The sequence below is a fragment of the Pseudomonas sp. FFPRI_1 genome (genome assembly GCF_055384485.1).
Window position 1 is genome coordinate 2107245 of sequence record NZ_AP029168.1, and the last position, 14201, is coordinate 2121445.

The 14201-nt window shown below is 60.2% G+C and carries 9 protein-coding genes; all 9 read left to right on the forward strand.

Annotated features, from left to right (window positions below):
- The first annotated feature begins 261 nt into the window (after positions 1-261).
- The 9 genes from ACZ5BO_RS09550 (at position 262) to ACZ5BO_RS09590 (ending at position 14192) form a co-directional block, all read left to right on the forward strand.
- The gene (locus ACZ5BO_RS09550; RefSeq protein WP_025132247.1) at positions 262-1830 is read left to right on the forward strand and encodes a sigma-54-dependent phenylalanine hydroxylase transcriptional regulator PhhR; all 1569 of its coding nucleotides are present in this window, start codon (positions 262-264) and stop codon (positions 1828-1830) included.
- A gap of 300 nt (positions 1831-2130) precedes the next feature.
- The gene (flgF, locus tag ACZ5BO_RS09555; RefSeq protein ID WP_025132248.1) at positions 2131-2871 is read left to right on the forward strand and encodes a flagellar basal-body rod protein FlgF; all 741 of its coding nucleotides are present in this window, start codon (positions 2131-2133) and stop codon (positions 2869-2871) included.
- A 45-nt stretch (positions 2872-2916) separates the two neighbouring features.
- On the forward strand, positions 2917-3702 hold the full coding sequence (gene flgG, locus ACZ5BO_RS09560) for a flagellar basal-body rod protein FlgG (protein ID WP_025132249.1): 786 nt from the start codon (positions 2917-2919) through the stop codon (positions 3700-3702).
- 61 nt (positions 3703-3763) lie between these two features.
- Positions 3764-4459 carry a flagellar basal body L-ring protein FlgH gene (flgH, locus tag ACZ5BO_RS09565; RefSeq protein WP_025132250.1) on the forward strand — a complete coding sequence of 232 codons (696 nt, stop codon included), beginning with the start codon at positions 3764-3766 and terminating at the stop codon, positions 4457-4459.
- Between the two features lie 15 nt (positions 4460-4474).
- Positions 4475-5584 (forward strand): flagellar basal body P-ring protein FlgI, encoded by a 1110-nt coding sequence (locus ACZ5BO_RS09570; protein WP_025132251.1) that lies wholly within the window; start codon positions 4475-4477, stop codon positions 5582-5584.
- A gap of 10 nt (positions 5585-5594) precedes the next feature.
- Positions 5595-6860 carry a flagellar assembly peptidoglycan hydrolase FlgJ gene (gene flgJ / locus ACZ5BO_RS09575; protein ID WP_464699408.1) on the forward strand — a complete coding sequence of 422 codons (1266 nt, stop codon included), beginning with the start codon at positions 5595-5597 and terminating at the stop codon, positions 6858-6860.
- A gap of 10 nt (positions 6861-6870) precedes the next feature.
- Positions 6871-8922 carry a flagellar hook-associated protein FlgK gene (gene flgK, locus ACZ5BO_RS09580; RefSeq protein ID WP_025132253.1) on the forward strand — a complete coding sequence of 684 codons (2052 nt, stop codon included), beginning with the start codon at positions 6871-6873 and terminating at the stop codon, positions 8920-8922.
- Between the two features lie 13 nt (positions 8923-8935).
- On the forward strand, positions 8936-10501 hold the full coding sequence (locus ACZ5BO_RS09585; protein WP_464699410.1) for a flagellar hook-associated protein 3: 1566 nt from the start codon (positions 8936-8938) through the stop codon (positions 10499-10501).
- Between the two features lie 109 nt (positions 10502-10610).
- Positions 10611-14192, forward strand: a complete 3582-nt coding sequence (locus tag ACZ5BO_RS09590) for a glycosyltransferase (protein ID WP_464699412.1) — start codon at positions 10611-10613, stop codon at positions 14190-14192.
- Positions 14193-14201 lie beyond the last annotated feature (9 nt).

The following is a 14201-nucleotide window of genomic DNA, read 5'->3' on the forward strand; positions in this document are numbered from 1 at the left end:
GTGATACCCCAGGGTGCGACGCTTTGCAGCAGGTGAATGGGGTGGGAGAGTGCCCGCGGGGCGCCGTTTCGTAAACTTATCGTTACGTTTTGCCGTGGGTTGCTGGGTTGTTCTGGGTTTGCTGGTTTGAAAAAGCCCTGTGCTGTCACATAATCTTGACGATTATCTGCGCCACCCTGCAAAAAGTTCGCAGGTATCGATGTCAAAAGCGTCGATTTGCGGCGCTTATGCCCTCTCAAATCCGTATCGGGCCTTTTTCTCATGCGCATCAAAGTTCATTGCCAGAACCGCATCGGCATCCTGCGGGACATTCTCAACCTGCTGGTGGAGTACGGGATCAACGTCGCCCGTGGCGAGGTGGGGGGTGAGCATGGCAACGCCATCTACCTGCACTGTCCGAACCTGATCAATCTGCAGTTCCAGGCACTGCGGCCGAAGTTCGAGTCCATCGCTGGGGTGTTTGGGGTGAAGCGGGTCGGGCTGATGCCCAGCGAGCGCCGGCACATGGAGCTCAATGCGCTGTTGGGGGCTCTGGAGTTTCCCGTGCTGTCCATCGATATGGGGGGCTCCATCGTTGCCGCCAACCGCGCCGCGGCGCAATTGCTCGGGGTGCGAGTGGATGAGGTGCCAGGGATTCCCCTGTCGCGTTATGCCGAGGATTTCGATCTGCCGGAGCTGGTGCGGGCCAACCAGTCGCGGATCAACGGGTTGCGGGTCAAGGTCAGGGGGGATGTGTTCCTGGCGGATATCGCGCCGCTGCAATCGGAACACGACGACAGCGAGGCCATGGCCGGTGCGGTATTGACCCTGCACCGTGCGGACCGGGTTGGCGAGCGTATCTATAACGTGCGCAAGCAGGAGCTGCGGGGGTTCGACAGCATCTTCCAGAGTTCCAGGGTCATGGCGGCGGTGGTGCGTGAGGCGCGGCGCATGGCACCGCTGGATGCACCGCTGCTGATCGAGGGCGAGACCGGCACCGGCAAGGAGTTGCTGGCCCGTGCCTGTCACCTGGCCAGCCCGCGTGGCCAGTCGCCGCTGATGGCCTTGAACTGCGCCGGGCTGCCGGAATCCATGGCCGAGACCGAGCTGTTCGGCTACGGCCCCGGGGCGTTCGAGGGTGCGCGAGCGGAAGGCAAGCTTGGCCTGCTGGAATTGACTGCTGGCGGTACGCTGTTTCTTGACGGGGTGGGGGAAATGAGCCCGCGCCTGCAGGTGAAGTTGCTGCGCTTCCTGCAGGATGGCTGTTTCCGCCGGGTCGGCAGTGATGAAGAGGTGTACCTGGATGTGCGGGTGATCTGTGCGACCCAGGTCGACCTCTCGGAGCTCTGTGCCCGGGGCGAGTTCCGTCAGGACCTGTATCACCGGTTGAACGTGCTGTCCCTGCATATTCCGCCGTTGCGCGAATGCCTCGATGGCCTGACACCGCTGGTTGAGCATTTCCTCGACCAGGCCAGCCGGCAGATCGGCTGCCCGCTGCCGAAGCTGGCCCCGGCGGCCATGGAGCGCCTCAGTCATTACCATTGGCCGGGCAACGTCCGGCAGTTGGAAAACGTACTGTTCCAGGCGGTCTCGCTGTGTGAGGGCGGGACGGTCAAGCTCGAGCACATTCGCTTGCCGGACTACGGGGCGCGCCAGCCCTTGGGCGACTTCTCCCTGGAGGGGGGGCTGGAGCAGATTGTCGGACGTTTTGAAAAGGCCGTGCTCGAATGCCTCTATGCCGAACACCCCAGCAGTCGCCAGCTGGGCAAGCGCCTGGGTGTGTCCCATACCACCATCGCCAACAAGCTGCGCGAATACGAGGTCGGTAAAGCCGCCGTTGAAAGCCAGTAGCCAAGGCTCTGGTGGTGCGCTGTGAGGCCCCTCTCGTCGCTCATGGTGTCTCGGCTCTCGCGGTGGGAGGGCCCGGCGTCGTTTTGGGGAATGGCCGTGAGCGGGCTGGCCGTTGCTTGCCGTAAGCGGCATAAGGCCGCCGTTTTTCCGTCTCTCACCCGGTTTGCAGTTTCTCCGCTGGCAAGGCAAAGCCCTGTGCTGACTGGGGATTAATGCCGCTGCGAAAAGTTGGTGCGCTTATTGCTTGTGGCATCGCAGTACAGCGGTGGACGGCAAACGTCCGGCAGATGAGGAACGATTGTGGACAAGTACCTTTATTTGGCAATGACCGGCGCCAGCCAGAATGCCCTGGCGCAAAAGGCCCATGCCAACAATCTGGCGAACATCTCCACCAATGGTTTTCAGCGCGACCTGGAGCAGGCCCGTGCGATGCCGGTGTTTGGTGACAGTTTTCCGGCGCGAGCCTTTGCCATGGGCGAGCGCCCGGCAACCGACTTCTCCCCGGGCTCGATGGTGGAAACCGGTCGCGACCTGGACGTGGCCGTCAGCGGCAACGGCTGGCTTGCGGTGCAGAGCCCCGATGGCAGTGAAAGCTATGTGCGTACTGGCAGCCTGAACGTCGATGCTCTGGGTGTGCTGCGTGCCGGCAACGGCATGCCGGTCATGGGCAATGGCGGGCCGATCGCGGTGCCGCCGGAGCAGAAGATCGAAATCGGCCAGGACGGCACCATCAGCATCCGTGCCATGGGTGAAGGGCCGCGGGTGATGGCGGAGGTCGACCGCATCAAGCTGGTCAATCCGGACATCAAGAACCTGACCAAGGGCCTGGACGGTTCGATCAGGACCAAGGACGGCCAGCCGGCACCGGTGGATGCCAATGTGCAGGTGGTGTCGGGCTTCCTTGAGTCGAGCAACGTCAATGCCGTGGATGAGATGACCTCGATGCTGGCCCTGTCCCGGCAGTTCGAATTGCACATCAAGATGATGAACAGCGCCAAAGAAGACGACCAGGCCATGGCTCGGGTCTTGCAGATCAGCTAATTACCAGTACCTAGCGCCGTAAAACAGGCGCGAGAGGAGATTCGAATGCTTCCGGCTCTATGGGTTGCCAAAACCGGCCTGTCCGCCCAGGACACTAACCTGAGTGTTATTTCCAACAACCTGGCGAACGTCTCGACCACGGGTTTCAAGCGTGATCGCGCCGAGTTCCAGGACCTGCTGTACCAGATCAAGCGCCAGCCAGGTGCCCAGTCGACCCAGGACAGCGAATTGCCTACCGGCCTGCAGGTCGGTACCGGTGTGCGCATTGTCGGGACCCAGAAGAACTTCGGCGCTGGCAGCCTGCAGACCACCGAGCAGCCCCTGGACCTGGCCGTCAACGGTCGCGGCTTCTTCCAGATCCTGCAGCCTGATGGCACCACCGCCTATACCCGTGACGGTACCTTCCACCTCAACTCCGATGGCCAGATCGTCACGGCCAGCGGCTTTGCCCTGGAGCCGGCGATCGTCGTGCCCAACGATGCGCAGACCTTCACCGTGGGGCAGGACGGCACCGTCTCGATCACCATCGCCGGCAACCCGGCGTCCCAGGTGATCGGCAACCTGCAGACCGCCGACTTCATCAACCCGGCCGGCCTGCAGGCCCAGGGCAACAACCTGTTCCTGGAAACCGCCTCCAGTGGCGCGCCGCAGATCGGCACCCCGGGCCTCAACGGTTTCGGCATCACGCTGCAGAACACCCTGGAAGCGTCCAACGTCAGCACCGTTGAAGAGATGGTCAACATGATCACCACTCAGCGTGCCTACGAGATGAACTCCAAGGTGATCTCCACCGCCGACCAGATGCTCTCGTTCATAACGCAGAAGCTGTAATCAAGTCTTGAGGTCGCCACGGGTCTGAAGTGGCGTACCGGCAACATCGTGAGGAAGGGTCATGAATCGGTTTATTTGTGTTCTAGCGCTGATGGGGAGTGCGGTGCTCGCGGGCTGTGTCTCCCCGCCGCCCAAGCCCAATGACCCTTACTACGCGCCGGTGTTGCCGCGCACACCGCTGCCTTCAGCGTCCAATAACGGCTCGATCTACCAGGCCGGCTTCGAGCAGAACCTGTACAGCGACCGCAAGGCGTTCCGGGTCGGTGACATCATCACCATCACCTTGAACGAGAAGACCGCTGCCAGCAAAGGCGCCAACTCGGCGTTGACCAAGACCAGTTCCAACAGCATCGGCCTGACCTCGCTGTTTGGCGCCGTGCCCAATACCAACAACCCGTTGGGCGATGGCGACCTGACCCTGAATGCCGGCTACAACGGCAACCGCGCCACCAAGGGCGACAGCAAGGCTGCCCAGAGCAACAGTCTGACCGGCTCGATCACCGTGACCGTGGCCGATGTGCTGCCCAACGGCATCATCGCGGTGCGCGGCGAGAAGTGGATGACCCTCAACACCGGCGACGAACTGGTGCGTATTGCCGGTCTGGTACGGGCGGACGACATCGCCACTGACAACACCGTGTCCTCGACCCGGGTGGCAGATGCACGCATCACCTATTCGGGCACCGGCTCGTTTGCCGATGCCAACCAGCCTGGCTGGTTTGACCGTTTCTTCCTCAGCCCGCTGTTCCCTTTCTAGGTGATGAAAAGTCCCATGCTGAATTTCAAGCACCTGATGGCGGCCGTCTTGTTGCTGTCCACTTCCCTCGGCGTCCAGGCCGAGCGGTTGAAGGACATCGCCAGTATTTCCGGCGTGCGTTCCAACCAGTTGATCGGCTATGGCCTGGTGGTGGGGCTTAACGGCACCGGCGACCAGACCACTCAGACGCCCTTCACCCTGCAGACCTTCAACAACATGCTGTCGCAGTTCGGCATCAAGGTGCCGGCCGGTTCCGGCAACGTGCAGTTGAAGAACGTCGCGGCGGTGTCGGTGAGTGCCGATCTGCCGGCGTTCGCCAAGCCGGGGCAGGTGGTGGATATCACCGTGTCCTCCATCGGCAACTCCAAGAGCCTGCGCGGCGGCACGTTGCTGCTGACACCGCTCAAGGGTATCGACGGCAACGTCTACGCCATTGCCCAAGGCAACCTGGTGGTGGGTGGTTTCGATGCTGAAGGGCGGGACGGTTCGAAGATCACCGTGAACGTGCCCTCGGCCGGGCGCATTCCCGGCGGTGCCTCGGTAGAGCGTGCCGTGCCCAGCGGATTCAACCAGGGCAACAGCCTGACCCTGAACCTCAACCGTTCGGACTTCACCACCGCCAAGCGCATTGTCGACAAGATCAACGACATGCTCGGCCCGGGCGTGGCCCAGGCCATCGATGGCGGCTCGATCCGGGTGACCGCGCCGCTGGATCCAAGCCAGCGCGTGGACTACCTGTCGATCCTGGAGAACCTGGAGATCGATCCGGGCCAGGCCGTGGCCAAGGTCATCATCAACTCCCGTACCGGCACTATCGTGATTGGCCAGAACGTCAAGGTGTCGCCGGCTGCGGTGACCCACGGCAGCCTGACCGTGACCATTACCGAAGACCCGATCGTCAGCCAGCCCGGCCCGCTGTCCAACGGCCAGACCGCTGTGGTGCCCCGTTCGCGGGTCAATGCCCAGCAGGAAGCCAAGCCGATGTTCAAGTTCGGCCCGGGTACCACCCTGGACGAGATTGTCCGTGCGGTGAACCAGGTGGGTGCCGCCCCAGGCGACCTGATGGCGATTCTCGAAGCCTTGAAACAGGCCGGCGCCCTGCAAGCCGACCTGATCGTGATTTGAGGTGACGGCCATGGATATACGTAAGAGCGGATTGATTGGCAGTGGCGACTCCGGGTCCTACTCCGACCTCAATCGCCTGCAGCAACTCAAGGTCGGTGACAAGAACAGCGAAGGCAACATGCGCAAGGTGGCGCAGGAGTTCGAGTCGCTGTTCCTCGGTGAAATGCTCAAGTCCATGCGTTCGGCCACCGAAGCCCTGGGCAAGGACAACCCGCTCAATACGCCGGCGGCCAAGCAGTATCAGGAAATGTACGACCAGCAGCTGGCGGTCTCCCTGTCGCGCGAAGGCGGTGGCATTGGCCTGGCCAACGTGCTGATGCGCCAGATGATGAAGAATCAGCCCACCCATCCAGGAGCGACGCCGCCAGCGCTAGCGCCAGCCGCGCCGGTGGCGGTGCCGACGCCGATTGCTGCCGGTACCACGGCCGAAGACGGCCCCTTGAGCCGCCTCAATGGCCAGCGACCGTTGTGGGCCTCCCGTGCCCATGATCCATTGCGGACCTCCGTGGCGCATAACGACATGGTCTTGCTCAATCAGCGGCGCCTGTCGTTGCCGAGCAAGCTCACCGACCGCCTGTTGACCGGTATCGTGCCTTCGGCCGGCGGGGTTGCCGATGCCTCCGTGCAGAATCAGGCGCCGGGCCGCAATACGGCCGCGGTCGATGCCGTGCTTCGGGGGGAGTGGAAGGTCAATCAGGGATACGCCGCCTCCCAGGGCAAGATGCGCGTGTATGGCCGGGCCATGGCCCAGCCGCCGCTGGCGCCGGCCAAGCGCGCATTCGATTCTTCGGATGACTTCGTGGCCACCATGCTGCCGATGGCGCAGCAGGCGGCGAAGCGCATCGGTATCGACCCACGCTACCTGGTGGCCCAGGCTGCACTGGAAACCGGCTGGGGCAAGTCGGTGATGCGCCAGCAAGATGGCAGCAGCAGCCACAACCTGTTCGGCATCAAGGCTGGCAGCAGTTGGCAGGGTGCCCAGGCTCGTGCGATCACCAGCGAGTTCCGCAATGGGCAGATGGTCAAGGAGACGGCAGCGTTCCGTTCCTACGATTCCTACCAGGACAGCTTCCATGACCTGGTGACCTTGCTGCAGAGCAATAATCGCTATCAAGAAGTGCTGAAGGTTGCCGATAAACCAGAACAGTTTGTTCGCGAGTTGCAAAAAGCCGGGTACGCAACGGACCCGGATTACGCAAGCAAGATTTCGCAGATAGCCAAGCAGATGAAGAGTTATCAGAACTACGCTGCGGCGGGCGTTTCCACGAATTTATAAGGTCTGAATCATGAGTTTGCTCAATATCGGGATGTCCGGGCTGTCTGCCAGCCAAACGTCGTTGATGACCACGGGTAACAACATTGCCAACGCCGACACCGCCGGGTATTCGCGTCAGCAGACCGTGCAGGGCACCAAGGCTGCGAATCAGTTCGGCAATGTCTTCATCGGCACTGGCACCACCCTGGCGGATGTGCGCCGGGTGTATAACAGCTTCCTGGACGCCCAGCTGCGTACGGCTACTTCGCTCAACAGTGACGTGGCGGCCTATCAGGGGCAGATCAGCCCGGTCGACCAGTTGCTATCGGACAGCGGCACCGGCATGACCGGCGCCCTGACCAAGTTCTTCGCTTCGGTACAGAACCTCAATGCCAAGCCCACCGACGAGGCTTCCCGGCAGTTGCTGCTCAGCGATACCCAAGCCCTGAGCAACCGTTTCAACTCGGTATCCAGCCAGCTCAATCAGCAGAACACCAATATCAACGGCAACCTGGCGAACATGGCGGACCAGGTCAACAAGCTGGCCAACACCGTGGCCCAGCTCAACCAGAAGATTTCCGAGCTGTCGACGAACGGCAATGGCATGCCCAACGACCTGCTCGATGCGCGTAATGAAACCGTGCGCCAGCTTTCGACCTTCATCGGCGTGCAGGTCTCGGAGCGTGGCTCCAGCGTCGATCTGTACCTGGGCAGCGGCCAGCCGCTGGTCATGGGCAACACTGCCAACACCTTGGAAGTGGTGCAGGGCAAGAACGATCCGACCCGCTCCGCGCTGCAGCTCAACCGAGGTACCAGCACTGTCGATATCACAAACGTCACCACCGGTGGCGAGATCGGTGGTCTGCTGCGTTATCGCAGTGAGGTGCTGGATCCGGCGATGAATGAACTGGGGCGCGTGGCCCTGGTGATCGCGGATCAGATGAACAGCCAGATGGCTCAGGGCATCGACAAGAACGGTAACTTCGGCGGCAACCTGTTCAACGACATCAACAGTGCTCAGATGGTCAGCCAGCGCAGCATTGCCAGCACCAGCAACAGTGCAGGTTCGGGCAATTTCGATGTGACCATCAAGGACACTGGCAAGCTGAGCACAAGTGATTACACCGTGACCTTCAGCAGTGCCACCGACTACAGCGTAAAGCGCTCTGACGGTACCGACATGGGCAGCTTCAGCACCACGGCATCACCGGCTCCGGTGATTGATGGTTTTTCGCTGAATCTCAACGGTACGGCGGGAGCTGGTGACAGTTTTAAAATCACCCCTACACGCAATGCGGCAACCACCATCCAGACCGAGATGACCGATGCCAAGCGCTTGGCGCTTGCAGCGCCGTTGAAGGCCGAGCTCGGTGCCGGGATCAAGAGTTCGCTGAGCATTTCCGCACAACCTTCGCTGGCAGTGCCGATCGACAACTATGATGCCGCTGCCAGGCTGGAGATGCAGACTGCTATCAAGAATTCGGGCCCGGTGAAGGTGGTGTTCAACGCCGTGTCCGGTGGCAGTCAGAGCTACGACTATTTCGATGCCAAGGGCAACAAGATGGGCAGCGGTTCCATCGTGCCGGGGCAGAGCAATACCTTGAATTTGCAAGTCAACATGCTGGATGCCAGCGGCAACCCCGTCACAGACGGCGGCACGCCTCCCGTGAACAAGACATTTACCGTGCAGATGACCATTGCCGGCGCGCCCAACTCCGGCGACAGCATGAGCATTTCGGTGAACGGTGCCGGCTCGTCCGATAACCGCAATGGCTTGGCTCTGGCCGGCTTGCAGACCAAGCAGACTGTCGATACCGGTTCCGCCAGCAAAGGCATCACCCTGGTGGATGCCTACGGCAAGCTGATCGAGAACGTCGGTGCCAAGGCCAGTCAGGCCAAGCTCGACACCGCCGCCAACGGCACCATTCTGGCCAACGCCAAGGGGGCCCGGGACTCGTTGTCCGGGGTTGACCTGGATGAAGAGACCGGCAACCTGGTCAAGTTCCAGCAGTACTACACAGCGTCTTCGCAGATCATCAAGGCTGCGCAGGAAACCTTCAGCACGCTGATCAACAGCCTTTAAGGAGCCGTAGCCCATGCGCATTTCCACCGCCCAGTTTTACGAGTCTTCGGCTGCCAACTACCAGAAGAACTTCGCCAACGTAGTCAAGAGCAGCGAAGAGGCCAGCAGCCTGGTTCGCGTCAATACCGCCGCAGACGATCCGGTGGGCGCTTCGCGTTTGCTGCAATTGGGCCAGCAGGCTTCTCTGCTTGATCAGTACAAGAGCAATACCAATTCGATCAAGGCCTCGCTCGGTCAGGCCGAGTCGGTGATGACCAGTATCAACAACGTGCTGGCGCGAGCCAAGGAACTGGCGCTGGGTGCTGGCAACGCTGGCTACACCGATGCCGACCGTCAGGCCAATGCCTCTGAACTGGGGCAGATCGAAGAGCAGTTGCTGAGCCTGATGAACACTCAGGATGAAAACGGTAAGTACATCTTTGGTGGTTCCAAGGATGATGTGCCGCCATTCTCCCGCAACTCCGACGGCACCTACAGTTACAACGGTGACCAGACCAGCCTCAAGCTGCCGGTGGGCGATACCATGACAATGGCCGCCAACAGCACTGGCTGGGATGTTTTCCAGCAGGCGCTCAACACCAGTCGTAGCGAGGTTACTCGTGTCTTGCCGGCGGTGGATGATGGCCGTGTGAGCCTGTCCAATGGGCAGGTGACCAATAGCGTCAATTACAACAGCAGCTTTCGCAGCGGCGAGCCCTACAAAGTTGAGTTCGTCACTGGCACTCAGCTGAAGATCACTGACACCAATGGTGTCGATGTCACATCCGAAGCGAGCAAGGGTGGGGCGTTCGATGGCAGCCCCAACCAGACCGTGAGCTTTCGTGGGGTCGACCTGACCCTGAACGTCAATTTGAAGGCGGGTGAAGACCCGGCGGCATTGTTGCCGGGGCACCAATTCAACTTGGCGGCCAAACCCGATACGTTCAATGTCGCTCGCAGCCCGGGTAACCCGAGCATGGCCCAGGTCAGCAGCACCACTGTGACCGATCAGGCGGCCTACAAAGCGGCTTTCCCTAGTGGTTCTGCGGTGCTCAAGTTCACCAGCGCCACGAATTTCGATCTGTATGCTGCTCCGGTGACTGCCAACAGTAAACCGGTGTCTTCGGGAACCCTGACTGCGGGCAACGTAGCTACCGCGGCGGGTGTGAGTTTCCAGTTGAACGGCACCGCTCCTGCGGCCAATGATCAGTTCAGCGTTGCGGTCAATACTCATGAAACGCAGAACATCCTGGACACCGTGAGCCAGTTGAAAAACGCCCTCAACACCCCGGTGACCGGCAACACCATCGCTACCCAGAAGCAGTTGGCCGACCTCGCCTCGGGTATTGCCAACCTGACCAGTGGTGTTGATCAGTTGGCCATCGGTATCAGTTCGATTGGTGGTCGCGGTCAGGCCCTGGATACCCAGACAGAAATCAATGAGAGCCTGTCTGCGGCCAACGTCAAGACCCGTTCTGCGATCAGCGATTCCGATCCTGCCGAAGTGATGACTCGTCTGACCCTGCAACAAACCATGCTGCAGGCTTCGCAACTGGCATTCAGTAAGATCGCTCAGCTGGGCCTGTTCAACAAGGTCTGATTCAGTGCGGGGATCGTGGCAGCTTGTACGATCCCCGTTCTCATTCTTTTACGGATCGGGGCGTTCCGCTCTCACGTGAGCCGGCGCATACCGGTCGAGAGTTACGTGCGTGAAACCAGCCCCTCTTGTCAGCATCGCCATTGCGGCATTCAACCCTCGCTTTTTCAGTGCTGCACTGTGCAGCGCGCTCGATCAGACCTACTCCAACCTTGAAATTGTCGTGTGCGATGACTGCCGCACGGATGAAATCGAACAGATCGTAACCGAGGCGCGTAGCTCGCATCCTGCCGCCAATCTGCGTTATGTGCGCAACTCCCAACGTCTGGGGTTTCAGCGCAATATCCTGCGTTGCCTGGAAGAGGCGACTGGCGAATACATCAAGTTCCTCTGTGACGATGACCAACTGGTGGCCGATTGCATCGAGCGCCAGGCACAGATTCTCAACACCCAGGACGACGTCCAGTTGGTGGTGAGCAAGCATCACTTCTTCGATGCCGACAGCTACGTGCTGCCAATCCGCATGGAGAATGTGGGCCTTACTCAGTTCGATGCGCTGTTCAACGGGCAGGACCTGCTGGCCTACTTTGAAAAGGTCCCGCGCAATATTATCGGGCGGTTCAGTTGTGCATTGATGCGCCGGTCGGACATCGAGTCTCTGTTGCCGGCCCTGGCACAGGAGCAAGGTGGGTTCGTCGCGGTGCTCGACTTTGCCTTGTTCGTCTGTTTGTTACGGCGCGGCAACCTGGTGGAACTCAGCGCTCTAGGCTGTTTCGAGCGTCTGTATCCGGAGCGCCTTTCGCACCGCCCGGAAATAGTCAGCGCTGCAATCGTCGAGTGGGGCTGGCTGGAGCAGATGCTCAATCAGCGCAGCGGTGATCAGGCTCCTGCTCGGGGCTGGGTGCGTTACCTTTCGCTGGATGAGGCGCAAGGACAGTCACAGCGTGACTGGGAGGAAATCAACCTCTATTCACTGATGGCGGGGCGCCAGGGCATTATTCAGAGCCATGTCGGTACCGATAGCGAAAGCTATGGCGATCTCTATGGCCAATGGTTGCGATATCGTCGCTTTAGCCCGGCTCAGCAGCAGTTGTTATCCCGACAGATGAGCTTCTGGACAAAGCGTCCGCAGATCATGCTTTTGGTCATCGACACCGATGGGGATGACAGCGCCGTGGACCTGACGCTGGCCAGCATTGCCACTCAGGGCTATGAATCGCAGGTGTTGCTCTTGTCTGACGGCCAGTGTGCCCTGGATCATAAGGTTCGGCGGCTCGCTCTGGGCGGCGATTGGCTGATTCGGGTCAACGAGTTATTGCTCCAGCAAGAAGGTGTGGACTGGTTTTACCTGCTGCGTGCGGGTGACTGTTTGCGGGATACAGCGCTACAGATTCTGGCCGAACGGATTGTCTGCAGCCAAGGAGTCTTCTGCATATACAGCGACGAAGGTGCCCTGGTCGATGGAAAACCGGCGGAGCCGATCTTCAAGCCGGACTTCAATCTCGATCTGTTGCGTTCATACCCCTATGTGGGGCGTACATTGGCATTCGATCGCCAGGCTGTGCTGAGCCTGGGCTGTTTCGATGTGAGCCTCGGTGAACTGGCGCCTCATGACCTTATCTGGCGACTGGTGGAGGGCCAGGGTTCACAGGTCATCGAGCACATTGCCGAGGTTCAGGTCGAGTCGCAGTTTTCCTTTGCTCAATGGCTGTCATTGCCGCAGGTCGTGGAACAGAACCCGCGCCTGCTAGCAGCCCATTTGCAGCGCATCGGTGTCGAATATCGATTGCATGAGGGAGCTGGCTTGCAATTGATTCCGCGGATTGAGTATGTGCATGACTCTGAGCCGCTGGTGTCGATCCTCCTCTCGGTCAAGGACGATCTGGTGGCGCTGGAGCGGTGCATCAATAGCCTGATTACTCATACTGCCAATACCCGTTATGAAATCATCATTGTGGATAACGCCAGCACCCAACCCGAATTGGGTCATTGGTTGCGTTCCATGGCTGACCTGGGCAGTGACGCGTTGCGGATCTTCTTCCATGAGCAGGGTGGCAATGAAGCGCAGTTGATGAATTTTGCGGCGCGCCAGGCGCGGGGCGACTATCTGTTGATGTTCAGTTCCTACTGTGTCGTCCGCGACAAGGATTGGTTGCAAGAGCTGCTCAATCACGGGCAGCGGCCGGAGGTGGGGATAGTCGGGCCGCGTACCTTGAATCTGCAGGGTAATGTCATTGATGCCGGCTTGGTGCTTGGCCTGGAAGGCCTGGCCGGTCGAGCCTTTGTCAACGAGCCGGTGTCCTCGGGCGGCTATATGCAGCGTATGCAGGTGGTACAGAACTGGAGCGCTGTCAGCGGCCACTGCCTGTTGGTTCGGGCTCAGGTCTTCGCCGACGCAGGTGGTTTTGACGGGGAGGTCGGCACTCAGGGCATCAACTCACTGGAGTTGTGCCTGCGTGTGGGCAAGGACGGTTACCTGATCGTGACTACGCCCCACGCGGCAGTTGTGTTGGTAGCTTCCCAAGAAGCTCGACGAGAGGAGGGCTGGGAGCTGCGCCTCGAGCGTGAGCAGGAAGCGTTCTACAAGCGCTGGCTGCCGAAGGTGGCCCGGGATCCTGCCTACAACCACAATCTCAACCTGATGGGCAACAGTTTCGGCTTGATGCCCGGTTCGCGTACGGGATGGAATCCACTTTGCAGTCGATCCGTGCCCTCGATTCTCGGCCTGGCGCTGAATAACTCTGCCATCGGCCACTATCGTGTCAGCCAGCCACTGATCGAGTTGCAGGCGGCTCAGAGGATAATTGGTAGCGTGTCTTACCACATGCCTTCGATCATCGAGGTTGAACGCCTGCAACCGGACGTGGTGGTTTTTCAGGGGCGCTACAACACATCCAAGTTCAACGACATCAGCCAGGTTCGCAATTACTCCCAGGCCCGCAGGATCTATGAGCTGGATGACTATGTTGCGCATATTCCCGAGCGCAATGAGCACGCTCGTAATATGCCCGACAACATCGAGGATCTGTTGCGCCGTGGAATAGCCCAGTGTGACCGGGTGGTGGTTTCGACCCATGCCCTGGCCAACACCCTGTCCAGCATGCATCAGGATATCCGGGTGGTGCCGAACATGCTGGCGCCGCATTTGTGGAGCCAGATTCGCAGCCAGCGCCGTACCTCACTCAAGCCACGTATTGGCTGGGGCGGCGGCACCAGCCACCGTGGTGACCTGGAGTTGATTGCCGATGTGGTGAAGGAACTGGCCAATGAGGTGGAATGGGTGTTCTTCGGCATGTGTCCTGAAGTGCTCGAACCTTATGTGCACGAGTACCACCCGGGGGTGAGTCTGGCGAACTACCCGGCCAAGCTGGCAAGCCTGAACCTCGACCTGGCGCTGGCGCCACTGGAGTTTCATATTTTCAACGACTGCAAGAGCAATCTGCGCTTGCTTGAGTACGGCGCCTGCGGTTATCCGGTGATCTGTTCGGATACCGAGGCCTATCGTGGTCATCTACCTTGTACCCGAGTCATCAGCAACTCGGCGCAGGAGTGGCTGCAGGCTATCCGTATGCACCTGGCCGATCCGCAAGCCAGCTACCAGATGGGCGATGAGTTGCGCGAGGTAGTACTGCGCGACTTCATGTTGCGTGGTGACAACCTGCAGTACTGGGCCGATGGTTGGCTCGCCGACTGACGGGTGTGA

Coding starts and splice junctions, on each gene's coding strand:
- flgK (WP_025132253.1), top strand. CDS start 6,871: ATGAGTTTGCTCAATATCGGGATGTCCGGGCTGTCTGCCAGCCAAACG.
- ACZ5BO_RS09570 (WP_025132251.1), top strand. CDS start 4,475: ATGCTGAATTTCAAGCACCTGATGGCGGCCGTCTTGTTGCTGTCCACT.
- flgG (WP_025132249.1), top strand. CDS start 2,917: ATGCTTCCGGCTCTATGGGTTGCCAAAACCGGCCTGTCCGCCCAGGAC.
- flgJ (WP_464699408.1), top strand. CDS start 5,595: ATGGATATACGTAAGAGCGGATTGATTGGCAGTGGCGACTCCGGGTCC.
- flgH (WP_025132250.1), top strand. CDS start 3,764: ATGAATCGGTTTATTTGTGTTCTAGCGCTGATGGGGAGTGCGGTGCTC.
- ACZ5BO_RS09550 (WP_025132247.1), top strand. CDS start 262: ATGCGCATCAAAGTTCATTGCCAGAACCGCATCGGCATCCTGCGGGAC.
- ACZ5BO_RS09585 (WP_464699410.1), top strand. CDS start 8,936: ATGCGCATTTCCACCGCCCAGTTTTACGAGTCTTCGGCTGCCAACTAC.